Below are 19,860 nucleotides of genomic sequence, written 5' to 3'. Positions count from 1 at the left end.
ATCTGGTATCGCGCCCCGGAGGCCCCGCGCGAGCCCCGGTTTGGGTGATCCAGATCACTGCCAAAAGTTTGCTGGATGTATGAAAAACCATGTGCCCACATGGGTTTGCTGGGGTGCTGCTTTATACGCTTGACCTCGGCGGGGAGGGTTGCATCGGGATAACGATTGTGTAGAGTTGACGGTAACGCTGGCCGCAGCTGAGCTGGACTCGCTGCGGCCAGCGGAACTCAATTGGGGGAGTTCGAATCTCGTCCGGAACGTAGCGTTGCTACCGATTGCCCGGACCCATTTCACTCATCGTGTGCTCGGCGTTGTCTGCCAGGCTTCCGCGACATCGGCACCGGGCAAACCCAATTCGGCCGCGGCCCGGGCGTCCTGTTCTAGCGCGGCCCGGCGACCGACCACGAAGACGTAGCCGAGAAACAGTGCCTCCGCGACGAATCCGATGCCGACCTTCACCGGTACGGGTAGCGCACTCGGCGTCACGAAACCTTCGAGCAGACCGCAGACCAGCAGCACCGCGACCAGGCCCAGCGCCACCGTCGCGGTCGCCCGGCCCTGACGCGCCACCGCCGCCAACCGACTCGACCGACCCGGATCGATCAGCGTCCAGCCCAGTTTCAGTCCGACACCGCCCGCGACGAAGACCGCGGTCAGTTCCAGCGTGCCGTGCGGCAGGATGAACCCGAAGAACGCGTCGAGCCGACCGGCATCGGCCATCAGGCCGCCGGTCAAGGCCATATTCAGCGCGTTGCCGAACAGCAGATACACCGCTGGCAGGATCAGCACGCCGGTGAACAGCACCATCGCCGTCACCCACGCATTGTTGGTCCACACCTGCGCGGCGAACGCGTCGTGCGGATGTTCGGAGTAGTAGGTCTCGAATTCCCCGCCGGGTGCGGTGAGCCAGTCGTTGTCACCGGTGACGCCGAACACATTGCGGGCCGTACCGGATCCGGATATCCAGACGGCCAAGCCGGTGGACACCATGATGAAGACCGCGGCCACCGCCACCCACCACGGCCACGACCGGTACAGCGTTGCGGGAAACCGGTGCGTGAAGAACCGGCCGACCTCGTGCCACGCATCGGTGTTGGTACCGAGCACCCGGCCGCGCGCCTTGGTCAGCAGGGCACTGAGTCCGGCCATGAGTTCCGGGTCCGGACTGTGCGATTGCAGGCGGGCCAACTGCTGTGAGGTGCGCCGGTACAGCGCGACCAGTTCGTCGGCCTCGGCACCGGTCAGCTTGCGGCGCCCGGCCAGATAGTCCAGGCGATCCCACGCGCCCCGCTGTGCGTAGCTGTATGCGTCCACGTCCATCGGTTGCCTCCCATACCGCCGGTCGGAAGAATGCTATCGACATGGCTGAATTCACCACCGGCGAAGCGGTTGCACTCGAGCTGCCGATCGCGCGGATCCCGACCAGGGCCACCGCGTTCCTCCTGGACGTGCTGGTGCAGGTCGTGCTGGGCAGCATGCTGCTGTTCGGCCTCAGCCTGATACTCGCCTTCACCGCCGCCGACTCCGCGTGGTTCAGTACGGCGATGATCACCACGATCGTCGCGACGCTGGTCGGCTATCCGGTGATCTGCGAAACCCTCATGCGCGGACGAACCATCGGGAAGTTGGCGCTCGGACTGCGGGTGGTGCGCGGCGACGGCGGGCCGATCGATTTCCGCCATGCCCTGACCCGCGGTCTGGCCGGTGTGATCGTCGACTTCTGGATGTTGGGTGCGTTCGGTGCGGTCGGGGTGGTCACCTCGATGTGCTCGCCGAATGCGCGCCGGGTCGGCGATGTGCTCGCGGGCACGGTTGTCGTGCACAGCCAGCGCCGCGTGCCCTTCCCGCTGCTGGCCGTCGCGCCGCCCTGGCTCGTCGCCTGGTCCGGTCAGTTGGACCTGTCCGGTATCCAGGAAGATCTAGCACTCGCGGTGCGCCAGTATCTGTCTCGCGTCAACACCCTCAGCCCCGCCGCACAGGCGAGCCTCGGCCACACTCTGCTCGTCGCGGTCTGCGACCGGCTGCAGATTCCGGTACCGACCGGCTACCCACCGGTCCAGATCCTCGGCGCGGTCATCGCCGAACGCCAGCGCCGCACCCTCGCCCCGATCATCACCCCGATGGTGATGGCGGGCCCGCGCCCGATGCCGATCGCCCGCACGATCTAGCCGCGTCCAGACAGCTCCTGCCGTATCCAGCCCTGGGGCCGGGGTCTATCGAACGTAGCCAAATGGTGGTCGCGCCGGCGCTTGGGTTCAGGGGGTCGATGCAATAGCCCTTTGAGGGTCGAGGTGTTGCATGGTTCAGCAGGGTCCGGTGCGGTCGTTGCGGGTGGCGCGTAAAGGCGTTTTGGGATCTGGTCGGTGAGGGGGTGCCGCAGGGTGTTGCGGGTGTGCGGGCTGGCGTGTCGGAAGGGGCGGGTCTGCGGTGGTTCGCTGAGACTGGCGTCGGGCAGTCGGAGCGGGTAGTGCAGCAATCTGTCTGGACGGGTGCTGGGCGACGTCGAGTTCGTTGCTCCGACACGGTCATTCGACCAGGAGTTGAGTTAGGCTGGTGTCGGCGCAGGACCGTCGCGCTGGGGGTGACGTTGACTCGCTGGCGGTCGAGGAGCGTACTTCGTGGCTTCCTTATTCGGCGCCGCACCGTGGCTTGTGGTGATGCTGATCGTGATGGCCTTCGCATGGGCCGGGTTCGTGGCCATTGTGCTGCTGGCGACGGTGTTATCCGCACCAGAACGCGAGATAGCGATCCGGATTCGGATGATGCCCTGGCCCAGAATCGACATCGAGGCCAGGGCAGCGCGCCAACCATCGAACGATGGCGGGGTCACATAGTGCCGGACTGCTTGAGTTCGAGGTATTCATCGGCCAGGGCCTCGGGCAGGCGTTCCGGGGATGCCGCAACGACGGCTATGCCCATGCGGCGCAAAGATTCCTGGACCAGGGCGCGTTCGGCGAGTAAGGATTCGGCGGCGGCCGCGGAGTAGAGGTCGGCGAGGGTGGCGCGGTTGGTGGCGGCCGCGGCGACATCGGGGTCGGTGACCGCGACGATCAGGACGCGGTGGCGCTGGGCCAGGGTCGGCAGGACCGGGAGCAGATTCTCTTCCACCGCGGCGCCGTCGAGACTGGTGAACCAGACCACCAGGCTGCGGCGGCGGGTGCGCTGGATGGCCGCGCGGACCAGGCCGGCGCTGTCGGTGTCGACGAGTGCAGGGGTCACGCCCGCCACGGCATGCATGAGTTTCAGCTGCAGGCGGCGACCGCCGACACCACGCACTTCGGTGCGGACCTGGCGGTCGAAGGCGAGCAGGTCCACCGAATCGCCAGCGGCGGCCGCGAGTCCGCCCAGCAGCAGCGCCGCCTCGATGCTCGCGTCCAGGCGGGTGCCCGCCCCGACGCGGCCCGCACTGATACGACCGGTGTCGAGCACCATCAACATGTGCCGGTTGCGCTCCGGACGCCAGGTGCGCACCAACACGTCGGCGGCGCGGGCGGTGGCGCGCCAGTCGATGGCCCGGACGTCATCGCCAGCGACATATTCACGGAACGAATCGAATTCGGTGCCCTGGCCCCGTAGATTCGCGACATTGCGGCCCTCGAGATGTTGCAGCCGCTTCACTTTCGAGCGCAGCAGCCGTTCGCTGCGGAATTCGGGCAGTGCGCGCACCCGAGCGGGTACGGTGTGGCGGCTCTGCCATCCGGCCATGCCCAGCAGGCCGAACAGCCGCACCGTCACCGGACCGGCGACCCGGTCACCGCGGTAGGTCGGCGTCAGCGTGGTGTATACGCGGAGGCGGGTATTCGGCGGCAGATCCAACCGGTGCGCGCGGGTTTCGGCGCGGGCGCTGCCCGGCCAGTCGTCCCACAGCCGCCCGCGTACGGTGCGGGTGCCGTTGTTCACCACGGCGAGTTCCACCTCGGCGGTGCGGCCGAGCCGGATCACCGTCAGCGGCTCCCTGGTCAGCGTGAGGTCACGCGCTCGGGCCACCGTGCCCAGATCGAAAAGGACCAGGGCGGCAAGCAGACTCGTCATGAGGACGACGCCGAGCCAGGATGGCATGACGAAGCCGACGAACAGTGCGAGCACCGCCGCCGTCGCGGCGAGCCGACCGGTGACGACCACGGGCTACACCGGAACCGGAACCGACAGCAGCAGCGACGACATGACACCCTCGGTCGTCACACCGTCCAACTCCGCCTCGGGCCGCAGGTGCAGGCGGTGCCGAAGAGCCGCCACCGCAACCGATTTCACGTCGTCCGGGGTGACGTAGCCGCGACCGTTCAGCCAGGCGAAGGCGCGTGCGGCGGCCATCAACGCCGTCGCGCCTCGGGTGGACGCGCCGTGCTGTACCGCGGGGGAGTTACGGGTGGCCCGGCAGATGTCCACCGTGTAGGCGAGCACCTCGGGGCTGATGGTGACCCGGGTGATCGCCGCCCGCGCCGCGGCGATATGCGCTGGACCCGCGACCGGGCGCAGACCGGCGGCGGCCAGATCACGCGGATCGAAGCCACCCGCATGCCGCTGCAGAATGCGGAATTCGTCATCGCGACCGGGCAATTGGATATCGACCTTGAACAGGAACCGGTCCAGCTGCGCCTCCGGCAGCGGATAGGTGCCCTCCTGTTCGATCGGGTTCTGGGTGGCCACCACCACGAATGGGTCCGGCAGCGGCCGCGGCTTGCCGTCCACCGAAACCTGGCGCTCCTCCATGGATTCCAGCAGCGCCGATTGGGTCTTCGGCGGCGTGCGGTTGATCTCGTCGGCGAGCAGCAGATTGGTGAAGACCGGCCCCTGTCGGAAGGTGAATTCGGTGGTATGCGGGTCGTAGATCTGCGAACCGGTCACATCACCCGGCATCAGGTCGGGGGTGAACTGGACCCTGGCGTGTTCCAGATCGAGAGCCGTCGCGAGTGCCCGCACCAGCAGCGTCTTCGCCACGCCCGGTACACCTTCCAGCAGTACATGGCCGCGGCAGAGCAGTGCGAGCACCAGGTACATGATCGCGTTGTCGTTGCCGATCACCGCCTTGCCGATTTCGGCACGCAGCGCGGAGAATGCGGCGCCCGCCTCCTCGGCGGTGGGGATGTGGTTGGTGTCCGTGCTGGTCATCCGACCTCCGCCTCTATCCATTCGAGTTGTGTGGCAACGAGTTGCAGGGTGCTCGCATCGGGCACCGGTCCGTACAGTGCGGCGCCGATCATGGCCGGATCGGATCTGGTGCGCTCGGCGATGGTCGCGACCAGTCGATCCGCTGTGATATCGGCGCCGATGCCGAGCATCGGGCGGATGCGGCGCAGCGTCGCGGCGCGCAGCCGGGCGGCGACGTGTTCGTGGTCCTTCGACCGGCGATACAGCGCGGCCTGGCCGCCGAGCAGTTCATTCGCCGCCACCTCGACCGGCCTCGGTTCACCGACCAGCGCACCACGGCGCCGGGCCCGCCACCACACCACAAGTGCGGCGGCGATGAGGAATTGGAGTCCGCCGAAGGCCAGCGGTGCGGGCAGTCTGCCGAATATGGAGTCCTTTCCAGTGCCGAAGCCCGAATCGTCGCGGTTGTCATCCGGGTAGTGGTCGGGATGTTTCGGCGGCGGCAGATCCGGCGGCGTCGGCTTGTGCGGTGCGGGCGCGGCGCACGAATTCAACACGGCGTACAGCAGTACGACCAGCGCGACGGCGGCGAGCAGCGCCGCCCAGAATTTCGGATTGCGCAGCAGATCGGGCAGCGGCGGAAGTTGTCGACGGGTCTTGGTCTTTTCGGTGACCGTCGCCTCGGCCGGTTCCGGTGCTGGCGGTGGTGCGCTGCGGGAGTAGCGGTCGGCGGATTCGAGTCGGCGGTATTCGTCCTCGGTTGCGCGGCGGCCGCCATAGACGACCTCGTCGAAACTGTGTGCGGCCGGATGTAATTCGCTCGCGGCCTCGAGCGACAGCGCGGTTGTCGCATCGTCCGCGGTTTCCCGCGCGGTCCGCGAGCGGCGCACCTCGAGCATGCCGCGCTGTTCGAGGCCGCGCAGCAACGCGCGGAATCGCTCGCGCAGCGCGGTGTCGAAATCGCGGTGCAGCGCGGCGTTCTCGGCGGCGTCGCGGTGATCGTCCGCGGGACCCAGACGCGGCGGCGGCGGTGCTGCGGGCTCGCCCGATATGCGTTCGGTGCGGTCCGACGCCCGGCCACCACCGCTCCCCGATGCTTCGCTCATCGCTTTTCCGTCCCGGGAACCCGGATATCCAGCCCCTCGCGACGGCACCGGCGATCCACATACGAGACCACCCGCGTCGCCGACTCGACGACCTCACCAAAGGCGATGATCAATAGCGCCGCCGAGGTGAGCAGCACGATGACCTGCCAGCGATGGGTGCCGGTGAAATCCGCGAGATACCACGGAATGCCGAGCAGCGGCACGGCAATCAGGACCAGCAGCGCGCGGCAGGCGAGCCACAGCCCGGTTATCGACGACTGCGCACCCTCGACCAGCAGTTTCGAGCGCGCGACTGCCCCGGCGTGGGTAGTCCGCTCGACAAAGATGACCGGCACCGCGACGAACCGTCCGGCCCGCAGATAGCCGAGCCAGATCAACGCGAGCGGATAGGTAATGATCAGAATGCTGCCGCCGACCAGTACACCGACGCCGACCAGGGTGTACATCACCTGGAACACCAGCAGCGGACCCGCGACCGCAGCCACCCGGCCGAGCGCGGTGCGCCACTTGATCGGAGACCGGGCGACCGTCGCCAGCCCGACGGCGACCGTCATGCCGCGCAGCAGGAACCGCAGCAGCCAGGCACATGCCGCCGTGGCCAGGATCGCCGCCCATGCGGTGCCCGCATCGGAGCCGTCGGTCAGCGAGGAAATCCCGCCGGTGATCCCGACGACCACCAGCTCGGCGAGGACCAGCCCGATCGCGGTGGTACCGGCCAGCACCACGATATTCGCCTGGATCAGCGCGAACGGCTCGTCCAGGAGTTCGCGGAAGCTCAATGGGCGGATCGGCACCGTCGTTCCAGGGGACCCTGGCACCGGATCGTTCCCCGCCCCGACGGCACCGGCCGACTCGGCGGCGGGTAGCACGCGGCCGAGTCTAGCCGTCGGCGACCTGCCAGGCAGGGCGCAACCTACCGATCCTGCGTCGGGTCAACGCTCGAGCAATCGGTCCACGACCTTCCGATAGCGCGCCGGGGCGACCTGCGGCAGGCCGAGCAGAGCCCGCAAATAGACACCGTCGCCGACCAACCGGATGATGTCGGCCCGCACCGGATCGTCGATGTCCTTGTCCAGCCCGTCCGACCAGCTGTCCATCATGTCGGACAGCGCCTGCTGCACCTCATCGGTCTCCGGTCCGGAATGGGCATCGATGGTGCGCATGGCCGCGACCATCGACCGGAAGAGCGCCAGTTCCAGTGCGTCCGCGGCATTGCCCGGATTCGGGGTCTGCAGGTACCACTCGGCGACCGGCGTGCCCTTGGCGACGGCGGCGTCGAGTTGTTGTTCCGCGCGTTCGCCGAGTCGGCGCACCAGACCAGCGAGCAGGGCGTCCTTGCTCTTGAAGTGATACAGCAGCCCGCCCTTGGAGACCCCGGCGGTCGCGGCGACGTTGTCCAGGGTCACCTGGGACATCCCCTTTTCCAGCAGCAGGGTTTCGAGCGCGTCCAGGATCCGGTCGCGAGTGTTTGCCGTCACGTCCGTGACTATACCGGCTGGACGGTAAGGTTGATTCACTGTACCGTCTGGACGGTAAGAAGACCCACGACGGAAATCGAGAAGGCGATGACCACACTGAAGGACACCGGGGCCGGGCTCGCCCCGCCGCGCGCCACCATGCGTGATTGGGCGGGCCTAGCCGTACTTGCGCTCGCCCTGCTGCTGCTCGCCGTCGATGCGACCGTGCTCGACCTCGCGGTGCCCGCGATCAGCGCGGAATTGGCGCCGAGCACACCGCAGCTGCTGTGGATCATCGACGTGTACTCGTTCGTTCTGGCCGGACTGCTGGTCGTCATGGGCAATCTCGGCGACCGGATCGGACGGCGCCGACTGCTGCTGTTCGGCGCCGTCGGCTTCGGACTCGCCTCGACGCTGGCCGCTTGGTCGGTGAGTCCGGAAATGCTCATTGCCGCGCGCGTGCTGCAAGGTGTCGCGGGTGCGACCCTGATGCCCGCGACGCTGGGTCTGATCCGGTCGATGTTCCTGGATCCGCGGCAGCGCACCGTCGCCATTTCGGTCTGGGCCGCGATGGCCGGTGGTGGCGCGGCGGCGGGTCCGCTACTCGGCGGCTGGCTGCTCGAGCACTACTGGTGGGGTTCGGTATTCCTGGTGAACCTGCCGGTCATGCTGGTGCTGCTCGCGGTCGGTCCGGTGCTCATTCCGGAATCCCGCGACCCACGGCCGGGGCCCTTCGATCTGCCGAGCGCGGCGCTGTCCATGCTGGCGCTGGTGCCGGTGGTGTACGCGGTCAAGGAATCCGCGGCGCACGGAATCAATGTGCGACTGTCGGTAATCGGTGCGATCGGTGTGCTCGCCGGTGTGCTGTTCGTGCGCAGGCAGCGCGGTCTCGCACATCCGATGATCGATCTGAAGCTGTTCGCACTGCCCAGGTTCCGCACCGCGGTCCTCACCAACCTGCTCGCGGTGTTCGCGCTGGCCGGTGTGCTGTTCTCCGGCTCGCAGTACCTCCAACTGGTACTGGGCCATTCACCGATGCGGGCCGGACTGCTCCTGCTGCCCGGACTCGCGGCCAGTGTGTTCGCCGCACTGGCGGCGGCGTGGTTGGTTCGGGTGCTGCGTCCCGGTGCGGTGCTCGGCGGTGCGCTGATGCTCGCCGCGGTCGGTTCGGTGCTGTTGCTGTGGCTGAGTCCGGAGTCGGCGACCAGTACGGTGCCGTTCGTCCTCGGGTTCCTGTGCATCGGTGCGGGTGTCGGTGTGGCGCTGACGGTTTCGTCGGATCTGGTGGTCAGCTCGGCTCCGGCGGAGCGGGCCGGTGCGGCCGCCGCGGTATCGGAGACCGCCTATGAGGCCGGTATCGCACTCGGTGTCGCGGTGCTCGGCAGCGTGACCATGGCGGTTTTCCGCGGCGGACTCGATCTGTCCCAGGTGCCGGGCGACCAGATCGGCACGGCTTCGGAATCCCTCGGCGGCGCCACGGAATTCGCCCGTCAGCTACCGGAATCGGTGACGAATGGATTCCTGGACTCAGCGCACGAGGCCTTCGTCTCCGGCGTCCACGTCGCCGCGATCGGCATGGCCGTGGTGCTGCTGATCGCTGCGGTGGTCGCGTTCCGGCTGCGTACGGTTCGTGTGTAGTTCGGGCCAAATGAATCGATGCACGGGCCGTCGTCTGCGGATGTCGATATCGCCGCCATTGGTATGGCCGGTACCTGATCGCTGCGGTGATCGCATTCCGGCTATGGACGTCTCGTCGGCCTGGCGCGGTGGAGATTTCGCCCCTGTTCCGTCTTCCGGAGCGGGGGCGATGTCATATAGCAAGCCGACCGGTCTGAATCGTTTTCTCGATCTAAGGGCGCCGAGATGCCGTCTCGCGTCCTGAACCATGATGCTGACCAGCTGCTATACCATTCTCCGGTAGTGCTGTCCGGTTCAGAACAGCTGTCCGGTTCCGTGGATATGTCCAATATCGGATAACGGGTGCGGATCCGGTTATGCAGTACCGACGGGCTGATCCGGCTCCGGCAGTCTCAATCGAGTCGACGTGACGCGCTCGCACAGCGTGACGGACTCGCCAATGTCGCGTCTCGGCCAATTCGCCAGCGACGGTGGCTTCCGACGTGACCAGGCGTTGCGGATCCTTCTTGGTGAGTTCGCAGAGGCGCGCAGCCTCATCGACCGCGTTGCCGATGACGGTGAATTCGTTGCGCTGGTGCGCGCCGACATTACCGGCGCCGACGCAACCCGCGGCCACGCCGATGGCGGCGATGAAGTCGTGCGCCCGCGCGGTCAGGCGGTTTCGGAGCAGCACTCGCATCGGAACTGTTCGCGGCCTGGCCGATCCGAAGTTGTCTCGCGCCTTGGAGCGCACGGTGCGTCAACGGCCGTCCGTACAAAGTCCGGCGGGGCACATGAGCAGCAGGCGACGCAGTTCGGCCCTAAATCTGCCGTCCACCGCCGCTGCCGTGCACAGGCATCGAACCAACCGCTCAGCCCGTTCATCGGTCTGCTGGAACGGATCGGCGACCGGCCGATCAGATGAGTCCGCGTCGGACCCGTCTCGGTGGCAGGTCAGTTGGCGGGCGGGAGTTCTCGCGGGCCCCGGCGGCCGGAAAGTTCGTTGTGTTCGCGGGCCGGGAGTTCGCCGTGGCGCTCGGTTGGGGGAAGGCCGTAGCCCTGGGGTGCGGCGGTTGGGGGTAGGGCCGAGTAGCGCGGATCCGGTGCGTACTGCGGGTAGTCCGCGTCGACGACGGTGGCGGCCACGCGCTGGGCGTGCCAGGAATCGGGTGTGCCGGGCGGCAGTTGGTAGCCGGGCGCAGCGGGGTGACCCACGGCCGGTGCATGCGAATCCTGGCTGTCCACGGTCACCTTGCGGGTGCGGCGCAGGGTGAAGGTGATCTCCTCGACCTCTTCGAAGGCCTGCCGCGCGGTGCGCAGCGGGTGGGTGGCGGTGTCGATCGCATTCGCGACGAACGAGGGGACCAGCGGCCGGATCAAGCGGGCCGCGGTATCGGTGAACGGCACGGTGCCGATCAGCGGAAGTTCCAGTCCGCCGCCCTTGGGCGCGGTAGGTGCGCTCGACGCGACATGCGGCACCACCGCACCGGCTCCGCTGGTCGGCGCCAGCGCCCCCGCGCTGACGGTGGCCGGTAGGTTCGGTGTCACGATGCCCTCCTGAGACACGGGGCCTTCCTCTCGGTTGCCAGCCGTTGCGGCTGATAGTTCGCCACGACGCTGGTTTTCATCCAGGCGTTGCGGCTCGGTAATGCCGATCTCCAGTCCGCCGATGGCGGCGATGATCCGGGTGCGCTGGTGCTCCCGATCGATGGCGGCATCGGCCTCGACGGCAAGTCGGGCGGCGGTCAGCTGTTGTTCGGCACGCAGATTTTCGGCCTCGACCCGCACCTCGGCGCGCTTGACCGCGATGGCGGCATCGGCGCTGCGTTCGGCTTGGTCCTGCACGGTGCGGTAGGCCAGACGCCGATCGAACGAGGTCTCGCCGCGCCACCACCGCAGGATCAGCGGCAGCAGTGCGAGCAGGACGAAGGTGACGATGGTCAGCACCCGCAGCAGGAACGCACCCGCCGCGTCGGTCGTGTAGTCGTTCATTACCAGCCAGCGCGCGCCGAGGCCGCGATCGGCATCGGCGAAGGCGGCCGAACCGGCCGCGGCGACGGCCTTCTGGTCATCGGCGACCCGCTGATCCAACCCGGCGACCCGGCCCTGCGCCGCGGCCAGTTGCTTGCGTGCATCGTCGAGCATGTCATTGGCGGTCTGCGATTCGGGTCCGCGGCCCGGCACACCGGTGATCCTGGTCTGCGGGCATTCCGGTGTCGGGTTGTATTCGCAGCGGGCGATCACCAGTGCGTGGTCGATATCGGCCTGCGCCTTGGCAATCGTCTGGTCCAGCGCGGCTCGATCGGCCGTACTGCGCCCGAGTTCGGTGTGCGCTGCGACCACCGCGGGGGCGGAATCGACCGCACGCTGGGCCTTTTCATCCAGCAACCGGTCGATGGTGCCGCCGAAGAGCACCGTCGAGGCAAGTTCGGCGATCAACACACCGGCCAGGACCGCGACCACGATCCGTCCGGCCAGACCGCGGCGGTCCGGCCCGCTGGCGGGGCGCGCGGTCGCCAGCGAGCGGGCCAGCGCACCGGTCAGCAGTGCGACGACCAGCGCGACGAGGACGATCGCGAATAGCGGCATGGCATCGGCCGCGGCCAGTGCGAGCGTGGTGACCAGCCCGGCCACCGCCGCGAACAACAGCACGACCGCCCCGGTTACCGCGTATCCGGCCCGCTCATGCGGGTAGTCGAGTTCTGTCCCATCCTGTTCGCGCCCGAGACCTCCGCCGAGCCAGATGAACAAGCCGGTGACTGTCATGGGACCCCACATCCTCTACATCCCAGTCATGGTGGCTGCACAGCTAGCGACTGTTTGCAGGTCGCTCGAAACGATCCGCGAAACTGTCACAGATTCGTTGTCACAGCGTGACAGGCACGGCGGCGACACACCGAATGAGGCACCGGGGATGTGGTCAGGCTCACAGAAATTGGTCTGCCACCCGGACTTGGGCGCGCGCTCACCCTTAATCTGACGTAGGTGACCGGATCGGAACCGGCAGGCGGACGGGGTGTTGCGAATGTTTTTCCGAGGCTCGGCAAGGGTTTTGGTGTGTGTGGCGGCAGCGCTGCTGATGGCTGCGCCCGACAGCCGCGCGCAGACACTCGACGACGGCCCGCCCCTGGATCGCATCGTCGCGCTGGTGACCGAACGCCTCGATACCGCCGATGCCGTGGCCGCGGCCAAATGGGCGGCGGCCGCGCAGAACGGCGGCCAGCCCTCGATCGACGATCCGGTACGTGAAGCGCAGGTATATGACGCGATGGCGCGCCTCGGGGCCGAGCGCGGACTACCGGAAGCCTGGATCCGTCAGGTGTTCTTCGGGCAGATCGAGGCCAACAAGATCGTCCAGCGCGGCCTGGTCACCCGCTGGCGCTTCGATCCGGCCGCGGTGCCGAGCGCGCCGCCGGATCTGGCCGCCGTGCGCCCGGTGATCGACCGGGTCAATGTGGAGATCGTCGACCAACTCGCCCTGCGCCGCGCCGAGCTCACCGGACCGAACTGTGCCGAGCGGCTGGCACCGTCGGTTTTCGGGGTGCTGACCTCGGGACGTGCCGACGCATTGCATCAGGCCGCGCTGGTCCGGGCGGCCGCCGCACTGTGCGGCCCTTAGTTCGATGTGACGAAGGACACATGCATTTCGGCACGGATATATCCCTGATCGGAAATGTGTTGTATCCCACTCGAATTCGATTGCTGGAAATGTGCTGAATTCCACAGAAAGCAAAAGAGTCCGGACGGTCGGATCGGATCGTGCGCCTGTCACGCCCCTGTCTGAAATGTCTCATCCGGCCCGCTGACCGGTTAGCCACCGCGGATCGGGTTTGCGCCGTTGGAAGCAGGGGAAATCCACTTCGGTGCAGGTGAGCGCAGGTTCTCGGGTGCGCTGTGCGCCGCGCCGCGGTTTCCCGTCCGCCCGTTGTCGCTGGATGGCACCGGGTGTCAAGGGGATCGATACCGGCGTATTCGCTGCTTTACACTGGACAACGCGCACACGTGGAGGACCGATTGAAGAAGCCCAGCTGAAGCTGGTTATTAGCACAACCTAAGTTGGTTGGGTCCCGGACCTGACTTATCGTTTGCTCTTACGCCGAACACATAACGTTCGGCACTATCGCCTGCTCGGGCTCGGTGAATCCGGTGCCCAAGCGTAGCGGGCGAGCACCCGCGCGGAGGTAAGGAACACGTAAGCGTTCCGTTACCGACGAGCACCCATACGTCACAGCAGCGGGTGGACAACTGGAGACGTGACTGCACGAAGAAGACCATCAGCGCGGCTGGTTTCGCAACGTACAGGCGCAGTCTTGACGGAGGCAATCGACGAAAGGCCCCCTTTCCCATAGGCCGATTTCATCGATGCCGACTTTCTTGAAGGCAGAGGCATGACGCAACTTCCTGGCCACAGGTCCCCCGGACCCATCGGGCTCTATGACCCGGCGAACGAGCACGACGCCTGCGGTGTCGCATTCGTCGTCGACATGTACGGCCGCCGCAGCCGCGACATCGTCGACAAGGCTATTACGGCTCTGTTGAATCTGGAGCACCGCGGTGCCGCAGGTGCCGAACCCAATAGTGGTGACGGCGCGGGCATCCTGATCCAGGTCCCGGACCGGTTCTTCCGCGCCGTGGTCGATTTCGAGTTGCCGCCGGAGGGCTCGTACGCCACCGGTATCGCCTTCCTGCCGCAGGCCCGCCGCGAGGCGACCAAGGCCGCCTACGGCCTGGAGCGCATTGTCGAATCCGAGGGCCTCGCCGTGCTCGGCTGGCGCGACGTGCCCACCGACGAGTCCACCCTCGGTGCCCTGGCCCGTGATGCCATGCCGACCTTCCGGCAGATCTTCATCGGCTCGCCGAAGGGTTCGGCCGAACAGCTGTCGGGTATGGACCTGGAGCGCCGCGCCTACGTCGTGCGCAAGCGCGTCGAACACGAGCTCGGCAAGGCGGGTGCGGGTGAGGGCGCGGTCGGCAAGGAGTCGGTGTACTTCCCGAGCCTGTCCGGTCAGACCTTCGTCTACAAGGGCATGTTCACCACGCCGCAGCTGCGCGCGTTCTACCTGGACCTGCAGGACGACCGGGTGGAGTCCGCACTCGGCATCGTGCACTCGCGCTTCTCCACCAACACCTTCCCGTCGTGGCCGCTGGCCCATCCGTTCCGCCGGGTCGCGCACAACGGTGAGATCAATACCGTCACCGGTAACGAGAACTGGATGCGGGCCCGCGAGGCGCTGCTGCGCTCGGATGTCTTCGGCATCGACGAGGCGGGCAACAACCGCCTGCAGAAGGTCTTCCCCGTCTGTACCCCGGGGGCGAGCGATACCGCGCGCTTCGACGAGGTGCTGGAACTGCTGCATCTCGGCGGCCGCAGCTTGCCCCACGCGGTGCTGATGATGATTCCCGAGGCCTGGGAACGCAACGAGAACATGGACCCGCAGCGGCGGGCCTTCTACCGCTATCACTCGATGCTGATGGAGCCGTGGGACGGCCCCGCATCGGTGTGCTTCACCGACGGCACCGTGGTCGGCGCCGTACTCGACCGCAACGGCCTGCGGCCCAGCCGCATCTGGGTCACCGATGACGGCCTGGTCGTCATGGCCTCCGAGGTCGGTGTGCTCGATATCGATCCGGCCAAGGTGGTCAAGAAGGTCCGGCTGCAGCCGGGCCGCATGTTCCTGGTCGATACCTCACAGGGCCGCATCGTCGGCGACGAGGAGCTCAAGAGCCAGCTCGCCGCCGAGCACCCTTACCAGGAGTGGCTCGACGCCGGTGTCACCAAGCTGGCCGATCTGCCCGACCGCCCGCACGTGCACATGTCGCACGATCGCGTGCTCATCCGTCAGCAGATCTTCGGATACACCAATGAAGAGCTGAACCTGCTGATCTCGCCAATGGCCAAGACCGGCGGCGAGGCGCTCGGCTCGATGGGTACCGATACCCCGATCGCGGTCCTTTCCGCGCGCCCGCGCCTGCTCTTCGACTACTTCTCCCAGCTGTTCGCACAGGTGACCAACCCGCCGCTGGACGCGATCCGCGAGGAAGTGGTCACCAGCCTGCGCCGGGCCCTCGGCCCGGAGGCCGATCTGCTGCATCCGGGACCGGAGTCCTGCCACCAGATCACCATCCCGCAGCCGATCCTGGACAACGATGAGCTGGCCAAGCTCATCCACATCAACGACGACGGTTCGCATCCCGAGCTGCGCTCGGTGGTCGTGCACGGTCTGTACCCGGTGAAGAAGGGTGGCAAGGGCCTGCGCAAGGCGCTCGAGGCCATCAACACCCAGATCTCCGCGGCGATCGAGGGCGGCGCGCGGATCATCGTGCTGTCCGACCGCGAGTCCAATGAGAAGCTGGCGCCGATCCCGTCGCTGCTGCTGACCTCGTCGGTGCACCACCACCTGGTGCGCGAGCGCACCCGCACCATGGTCGGCCTTGTCGTCGAGGCCGGTGACGCCCGCGAGGTGCACCACATGGCCATGCTGGTCGGCTTCGGCGCGGCCGCGATCAACCCGTATATGGCCTTCGAGACCATCGAGGATCTGCTCGAACGCGGTGGGCTCCAGATGCCGGGCAGCACCGGCGATCTGGCCGCCGACTACGGCAAGGCCGTCGCGAACTACAACAAGGCCGCGAGCAAGGGCGTGCTGAAGGTGATGTCCAAGATGGGCATCTCCACCATCGCCTCCTACACCGGTGCGCAGCTGTTCCAGGTCATCGGCCTGTCACAGGAACTGGTGAACGAGTACTTCACCGGCCTGCGTTCGCATCTGGACGGCATCGGCCTCGACGAGATCGCCGCCGATGTGGCGGCCCGGCACACCGTGGCATTCCTGGAGAACCGCAACGAGCGCGCACACCGCGAGCTCGAGGTGGGCGGCGAATACCAGTGGCGGCGCGAGGGCGAATACCACCTGTTCAACCCGGACACCGTCTTCAAGCTGCAGCACGCCACCCGCAGCGGTCAGTACTCCATCTTCAAGGAGTACACCAAGATGGTCGACGACCAGTCCGAGCAGCTGGCCTCGCTGCGCGGCCTGTTCAAGTTCAAGACCGGTGAGCGCAAGCCGATTTCGATCGATGAGGTCGAGCCCGCCAGTGCCATCGTCAGGCGGTTCTCCACCGGTGCGATGAGCTACGGCTCCATCTCCGCCGAGGCGCACGAGACCCTGGCGATCGCAATGAACCGACTCGGTGGTCGCTCGAACTCCGGTGAGGGCGGCGAACATCCGGCGCGCTTCGAGGTCGAGGAGAACGGCGACTGGCGGCGTTCGGCGATCAAGCAGGTCGCCTCGGGTCGCTTCGGTGTCACCGCGCACTACCTGACCAACTGCACCGATATCCAGATCAAGATGGCGCAGGGCGCCAAGCCCGGTGAGGGCGGCCAGCTCCCGGCGCACAAGGTGTACCCGTGGGTCGCCGAGGTGCGGCACTCGACGCCGGGCGTCGGCCTGATCTCGCCGCCGCCGCACCACGACATCTATTCGATCGAGGATCTGGCGCAGCTGATCCACGATCTGAAGAATGCGAACCCGCAGGCGCGGATTCACGTGAAACTTGTTGCCGAGCCCGGTGTCGGCACCGTTGCGGCCGGTGTGTCGAAGGCACATGCGGACGTGGTGCTGATCTCCGGTCACGACGGTGGCACCGGCGCCTCGCCGCTGACCTCGCTGAAGCATGCGGGTGGTCCGTGGGAACTCGGTCTGGCCGAGACCCAGCAGACGTTGCTGCTCAACGGACTTCGCGACCGCATCGTCGTGCAGGTCGACGGCCAGATGAAGACCGGCCGCGACGTGATGATCGCCGCGCTTCTCGGTGCCGAGGAATTCGGTTTCGCCACCGCGCCGCTGGTGGTCTCGGGCTGCATCATGATGCGGGTCTGCCACCTCGACACCTGCCCCGTCGGTGTCGCGACGCAGAATCCGGTGCTGCGCGAACGCTTCACCGGCAAGCCGGAATTCGTCGAGAACTTCATGCTGTTCGTCGCCGAAGAGGTTCGGGAACTGCTGGCGGAACTGGGCTTCCGCACCCTGGACGAGGCCATCGGCCGGGTCGATATGCTCGATACCTCCAAGGCCAAGGAACATTGGAAGGCCAGCAAGCTGGACCTGTCGCCGGTCCTCGACGATGTCGAGACGGCCTTCATGCGTCAGGACCGGTACTGCACCAAGACCCAGGACCACGGCCTGGACAAGGCGCTGGACGTGCAGTTGATCGCGCAGAGCGCCGATGCGCTCGAGCGTGGCCAGGCGGTGAAGTTCGAAACCAAGATCACGAACGTGAACCGCACCGTCGGCACCATGCTCGGCCACGAGGTGACCAAGCTCTATGGTGGCGCGGGCCTGCCCGATGACACCATCGACATCACCTTCACCGGTTCCGCGGGCAACAGCTTCGGCGCCTTCGTGCCCGCCGGCATCACGCTGCGGGTGCAGGGCGACGCGAACGACTATGTGGGCAAGGGCCTCTCCGGCGGCCACCTGATCGTGCGTCCGTCGCTGAACGCACCGGCCGACTTCGTCGCGGAGCAGAACATCATCGCGGGCAACGTGATCCTGTTCGGCGCCACCAGTGGTCAGGCGTTCATCAACGGTGTGGTCGGCGAGCGGTTCGCCGTGCGCAACTCGGGCGCCACCGCGGTGGTCGAGGGCGTCGGTGACCACGGCTGCGAGTACATGACCGGTGGCCGGGTGGTCATCCTCGGTGAGACCGGCCGCAACTTCGGCGCCGGTATGTCCGGTGGTGTCGCGTTCGTCTACGACCCGAACAGCACCTTCGAGGCCAGGCTCAACCCGGAGCAGGCCGATGCCGTCGAGCAGCTCGCCGGTGACGACTTCACCTGGCTGCACGACATCGTCACCCAGCACCGCGACCAGACGGGTTCGGCTGTCGCCGAACGCATTCTGAGCGACTGGTCACAGCAGGTGAACCACTTCGTGAAGGTTATGCCGCGCGAATACAAGAAAGTTTTGCTCGCGATCTCCGAGGCCGAGAAGAACGGCACGGACGTTGACGAGGCGATCATGGAGGCGGCACGTGGCTGACCCGCAAGGATTTCTGAAGCACACCAAACGGGAACTGCCGACGCGTCGTCCGGTTCCGCTGCGCCTGATGGACTGGAAAGAGGTCTACGAGCAGCATTTCTCGCACCAGACCCTGCAGACGCAGGCCAGCCGGTGCATGGACTGCGGTATTCCGTTCTGTCATAACGGCTGTCCGCTGGGCAACCTCATCCCCGAGTGGAACGACCTGGTCTTCAAGGGCCAGTGGCGGGAGGGCATCGACCGGCTGCACGCGACCAACAACTTCCCGGAGTTCACCGGGCGGCTGTGTCCGGCGCCGTGCGAGGCGTCCTGTGTCCTCGGCATCAACCAGGATCCGGTGACGATCAAGCAGGTCGAGGTCGAGCTCATCGAGAACGCCTTCGACGAGGGCTGGGTGACCCCGGTCTACCCGACCCGCCTCACCGGTAAGAAGGTCGCCGTTGTCGGTTCCGGTCCGGCCGGTCTTGCTGCCGCACAGCAGCTGACCCGCGCCGGCCACACCGTGACCGTCTTCGAGCGCGCCGACCGCATCGGCGGTCTGCTGCGCTACGGCATCCCGGAATTCAAGATGGAGAAGCGCTTCATCGACCGCCGGCTGGCGCAGATGGAGGCCGAGGGCACCATCTTCAAGACCGGTGTGAACGTCGGTGTCGACATCACCGCCGTTGAACTGCGCGCGCGGTTCGATGCGATCGTGCTCGCCGGTGGCGCCACCCTGGCCCGCGACCTGCCGATTCCGGGCCGTGATCTGGACGGCATCCACCAGGCGATGGACTTCCTGCCCTGGGCCAACCGAGTGCAGCTCGGCGACGATGTCACCGATGAGAACGGTCTGCCGCCGATCCACGCGAAGGACAAGAAGGTCGTCATCATCGGTGGCGGTGACACCGGCGCCGACTGCCTGGGCACCTCGCACCGGCAGGGTGCGGCCAGCATCCACCAGTTCGAGATCATGCCGCGGCCGCCGGAGGAGCGTGCCTCCTCCACTCCGTGGCCGACCTACCCGCTCATGTACCGGGTCTCCTCGGCGCACGAGGAGGGCGGCGAGCGCGTGTTCTCCGTGAACACCGAGCGTTTCGTCGGCGCGGACGGCAAGGTCACCGCGCTGGAGGCGCACGAGGTCAAGATGGTCAACGGCCGTTTCGAGAAGGTCGAGGGCACCGACTTCACCCTCGAGGCCGATCTGGTGCTGCTCGCCATGGGCTTCACCGGACCCGAAAAGCCGGGCCTGCTCGAAGGTTTGGGTGTCGGCTACGACCAGCGCGGCAATGTCCAGCGCGATAAGAACTGGGCGACCAATATTCCCGGCGTCTTCGTCGCCGGTGATATGGGCCGCGGCCAGTCCCTGATCGTCTGGGCCATTGCCGAGGGTCGCGCCGCGGCCTCCGCGGTCGACAAGTTCCTCGAAGGCGAGACCGCGCTGCCCGCGCCGATCGTCCCGACGGCGGTCGCCCAGCGCTAGTACCTCTCTTACCGGAGCACGACCGATGCGGGCGACCTGCTCGCCGAACTCGGCGCCAACGAGGTGATCGGCCGACTGCCGCAGGATCC

At 67.0% G+C, this 19,860-nt stretch carries 14 protein-coding genes; 7 read left to right on the top strand and 7 right to left on the bottom strand.

What is annotated here, in order from left to right; all coding sequences use genetic code 11:
- Nucleotides 1-294: 294 nt before the first annotated feature.
- Nucleotides 295-1,320 carry a stage II sporulation protein M gene (locus ABZW16_RS16920; protein WP_354956762.1) on the bottom strand — a complete coding sequence of 342 codons (1,026 nt, stop codon included), beginning with the start codon at nt 1,318-1,320 and terminating at the stop codon, nt 295-297.
- Nucleotides 1,321-1,361: 41 nt separating this feature from the next.
- On the opposite strand from ABZW16_RS16920, the gene ABZW16_RS16915 reads away from it, so the two are divergent.
- Together ABZW16_RS16915 and ABZW16_RS16910 are read left to right on the top strand one after the other, a co-directional pair.
- A complete protein-coding gene (locus tag ABZW16_RS16915) occupies nt 1,362-2,168 on the top strand; it encodes an RDD family protein (RefSeq protein ID WP_354956760.1) in 807 nt (268 codons plus the stop codon).
- Between the two features lie 450 nt (nt 2,169-2,618).
- Nucleotides 2,619-2,834: a hypothetical protein gene (locus ABZW16_RS16910; protein ID WP_354956758.1), complete on the top strand. Its 216-nt coding sequence runs from the start codon at nt 2,619-2,621 to the stop codon at nt 2,832-2,834.
- Here ABZW16_RS16910 and ABZW16_RS16905 read toward each other — a convergent pair.
- From ABZW16_RS16905 to ABZW16_RS16885, 5 genes are all read right to left on the bottom strand, one after another.
- Nucleotides 2,827-4,122, bottom strand: a complete 1,296-nt coding sequence (locus ABZW16_RS16905) for a DUF58 domain-containing protein (protein ID WP_354956756.1) — start codon at nt 4,120-4,122, stop codon at nt 2,827-2,829. The genes ABZW16_RS16910 and ABZW16_RS16905 overlap by 8 nt on opposite strands.
- A gap of 3 nt (nt 4,123-4,125) precedes the next feature.
- Nucleotides 4,126-5,109 carry a MoxR family ATPase gene (locus tag ABZW16_RS16900; protein WP_354956754.1) on the bottom strand — a complete coding sequence of 328 codons (984 nt, stop codon included), beginning with the start codon at nt 5,107-5,109 and terminating at the stop codon, nt 4,126-4,128.
- On the bottom strand, nt 5,106-6,194 hold the full coding sequence (locus ABZW16_RS16895) for a DUF4129 domain-containing protein (protein WP_354956752.1): 1,089 nt from the start codon (nt 6,192-6,194) through the stop codon (nt 5,106-5,108). The genes ABZW16_RS16900 and ABZW16_RS16895 overlap by 4 nt, the downstream gene beginning before the upstream one ends.
- Nucleotides 6,191-7,063, bottom strand: coding sequence for a hypothetical protein (locus ABZW16_RS16890; RefSeq protein WP_354956750.1), 873 nt, complete (start codon nt 7,061-7,063; stop codon nt 6,191-6,193). Before ABZW16_RS16890 ends, ABZW16_RS16895 begins: the two co-directional genes overlap by 4 nt.
- A 63-nt stretch (nt 7,064-7,126) precedes the next feature.
- Nucleotides 7,127-7,672: a TetR/AcrR family transcriptional regulator gene (locus tag ABZW16_RS16885; protein ID WP_354956748.1), complete on the bottom strand. Its 546-nt coding sequence runs from the start codon at nt 7,670-7,672 to the stop codon at nt 7,127-7,129.
- 87 nt (nt 7,673-7,759) lie between these two features.
- Here ABZW16_RS16885 and ABZW16_RS16880 point away from each other — a divergent pair, with 87 nt between their 5' ends.
- Both ABZW16_RS16880 and ABZW16_RS16875 read left to right on the top strand, forming a co-directional pair.
- Nucleotides 7,760-9,289, top strand: coding sequence for an MFS transporter (locus ABZW16_RS16880; protein ID WP_354956747.1), 1,530 nt, complete (start codon nt 7,760-7,762; stop codon nt 9,287-9,289).
- A 439-nt stretch (nt 9,290-9,728) separates the two neighbouring features.
- Nucleotides 9,729-10,193, top strand: coding sequence for a hypothetical protein (locus ABZW16_RS16875; protein WP_354956829.1), 465 nt, complete (start codon nt 9,729-9,731; stop codon nt 10,191-10,193).
- A 29-nt stretch (nt 10,194-10,222) separates the two neighbouring features.
- Here the strand turns inward: ABZW16_RS16875 and ABZW16_RS16870 are convergent, their stop codons facing one another.
- A complete protein-coding gene (locus ABZW16_RS16870) occupies nt 10,223-12,034 on the bottom strand; it encodes a DUF4407 domain-containing protein (RefSeq protein ID WP_354956745.1) in 1,812 nt (603 codons plus the stop codon).
- 295 nt (nt 12,035-12,329) lie between these two features.
- On the opposite strand from ABZW16_RS16870, the gene aroQ reads away from it, so the two are divergent.
- From aroQ to ABZW16_RS16855, 3 genes are all read left to right on the top strand, one after another.
- Nucleotides 12,330-12,887 carry a gamma subclass chorismate mutase AroQ gene (gene aroQ / locus ABZW16_RS16865; RefSeq protein ID WP_354956743.1) on the top strand — a complete coding sequence of 186 codons (558 nt, stop codon included), beginning with the start codon at nt 12,330-12,332 and terminating at the stop codon, nt 12,885-12,887.
- A 769-nt stretch (nt 12,888-13,656) separates the two neighbouring features.
- Entirely contained in the window at nt 13,657-18,309 is a 4,653-nt protein-coding gene (gene gltB / locus ABZW16_RS16860; protein ID WP_354956741.1) for a glutamate synthase large subunit, read from the top strand.
- On the top strand, nt 18,302-19,771 hold the full coding sequence (locus ABZW16_RS16855; protein WP_354956739.1) for a glutamate synthase subunit beta: 1,470 nt from the start codon (nt 18,302-18,304) through the stop codon (nt 19,769-19,771). Before gltB ends, ABZW16_RS16855 begins: the two co-directional genes overlap by 8 nt.
- The last annotated feature ends 89 nt before the right edge of the window (nt 19,772-19,860 follow it).

The organism is Nocardia sp. NPDC004604, assembly GCF_040609795.1.
Classification (GTDB): Bacteria; Actinomycetota; Actinomycetes; order Mycobacteriales; family Mycobacteriaceae; genus Nocardia.
The sequence above is the reverse complement of the archived record's forward strand: the minus strand, read 5'-3'. Positions and strand labels throughout refer to the sequence as shown.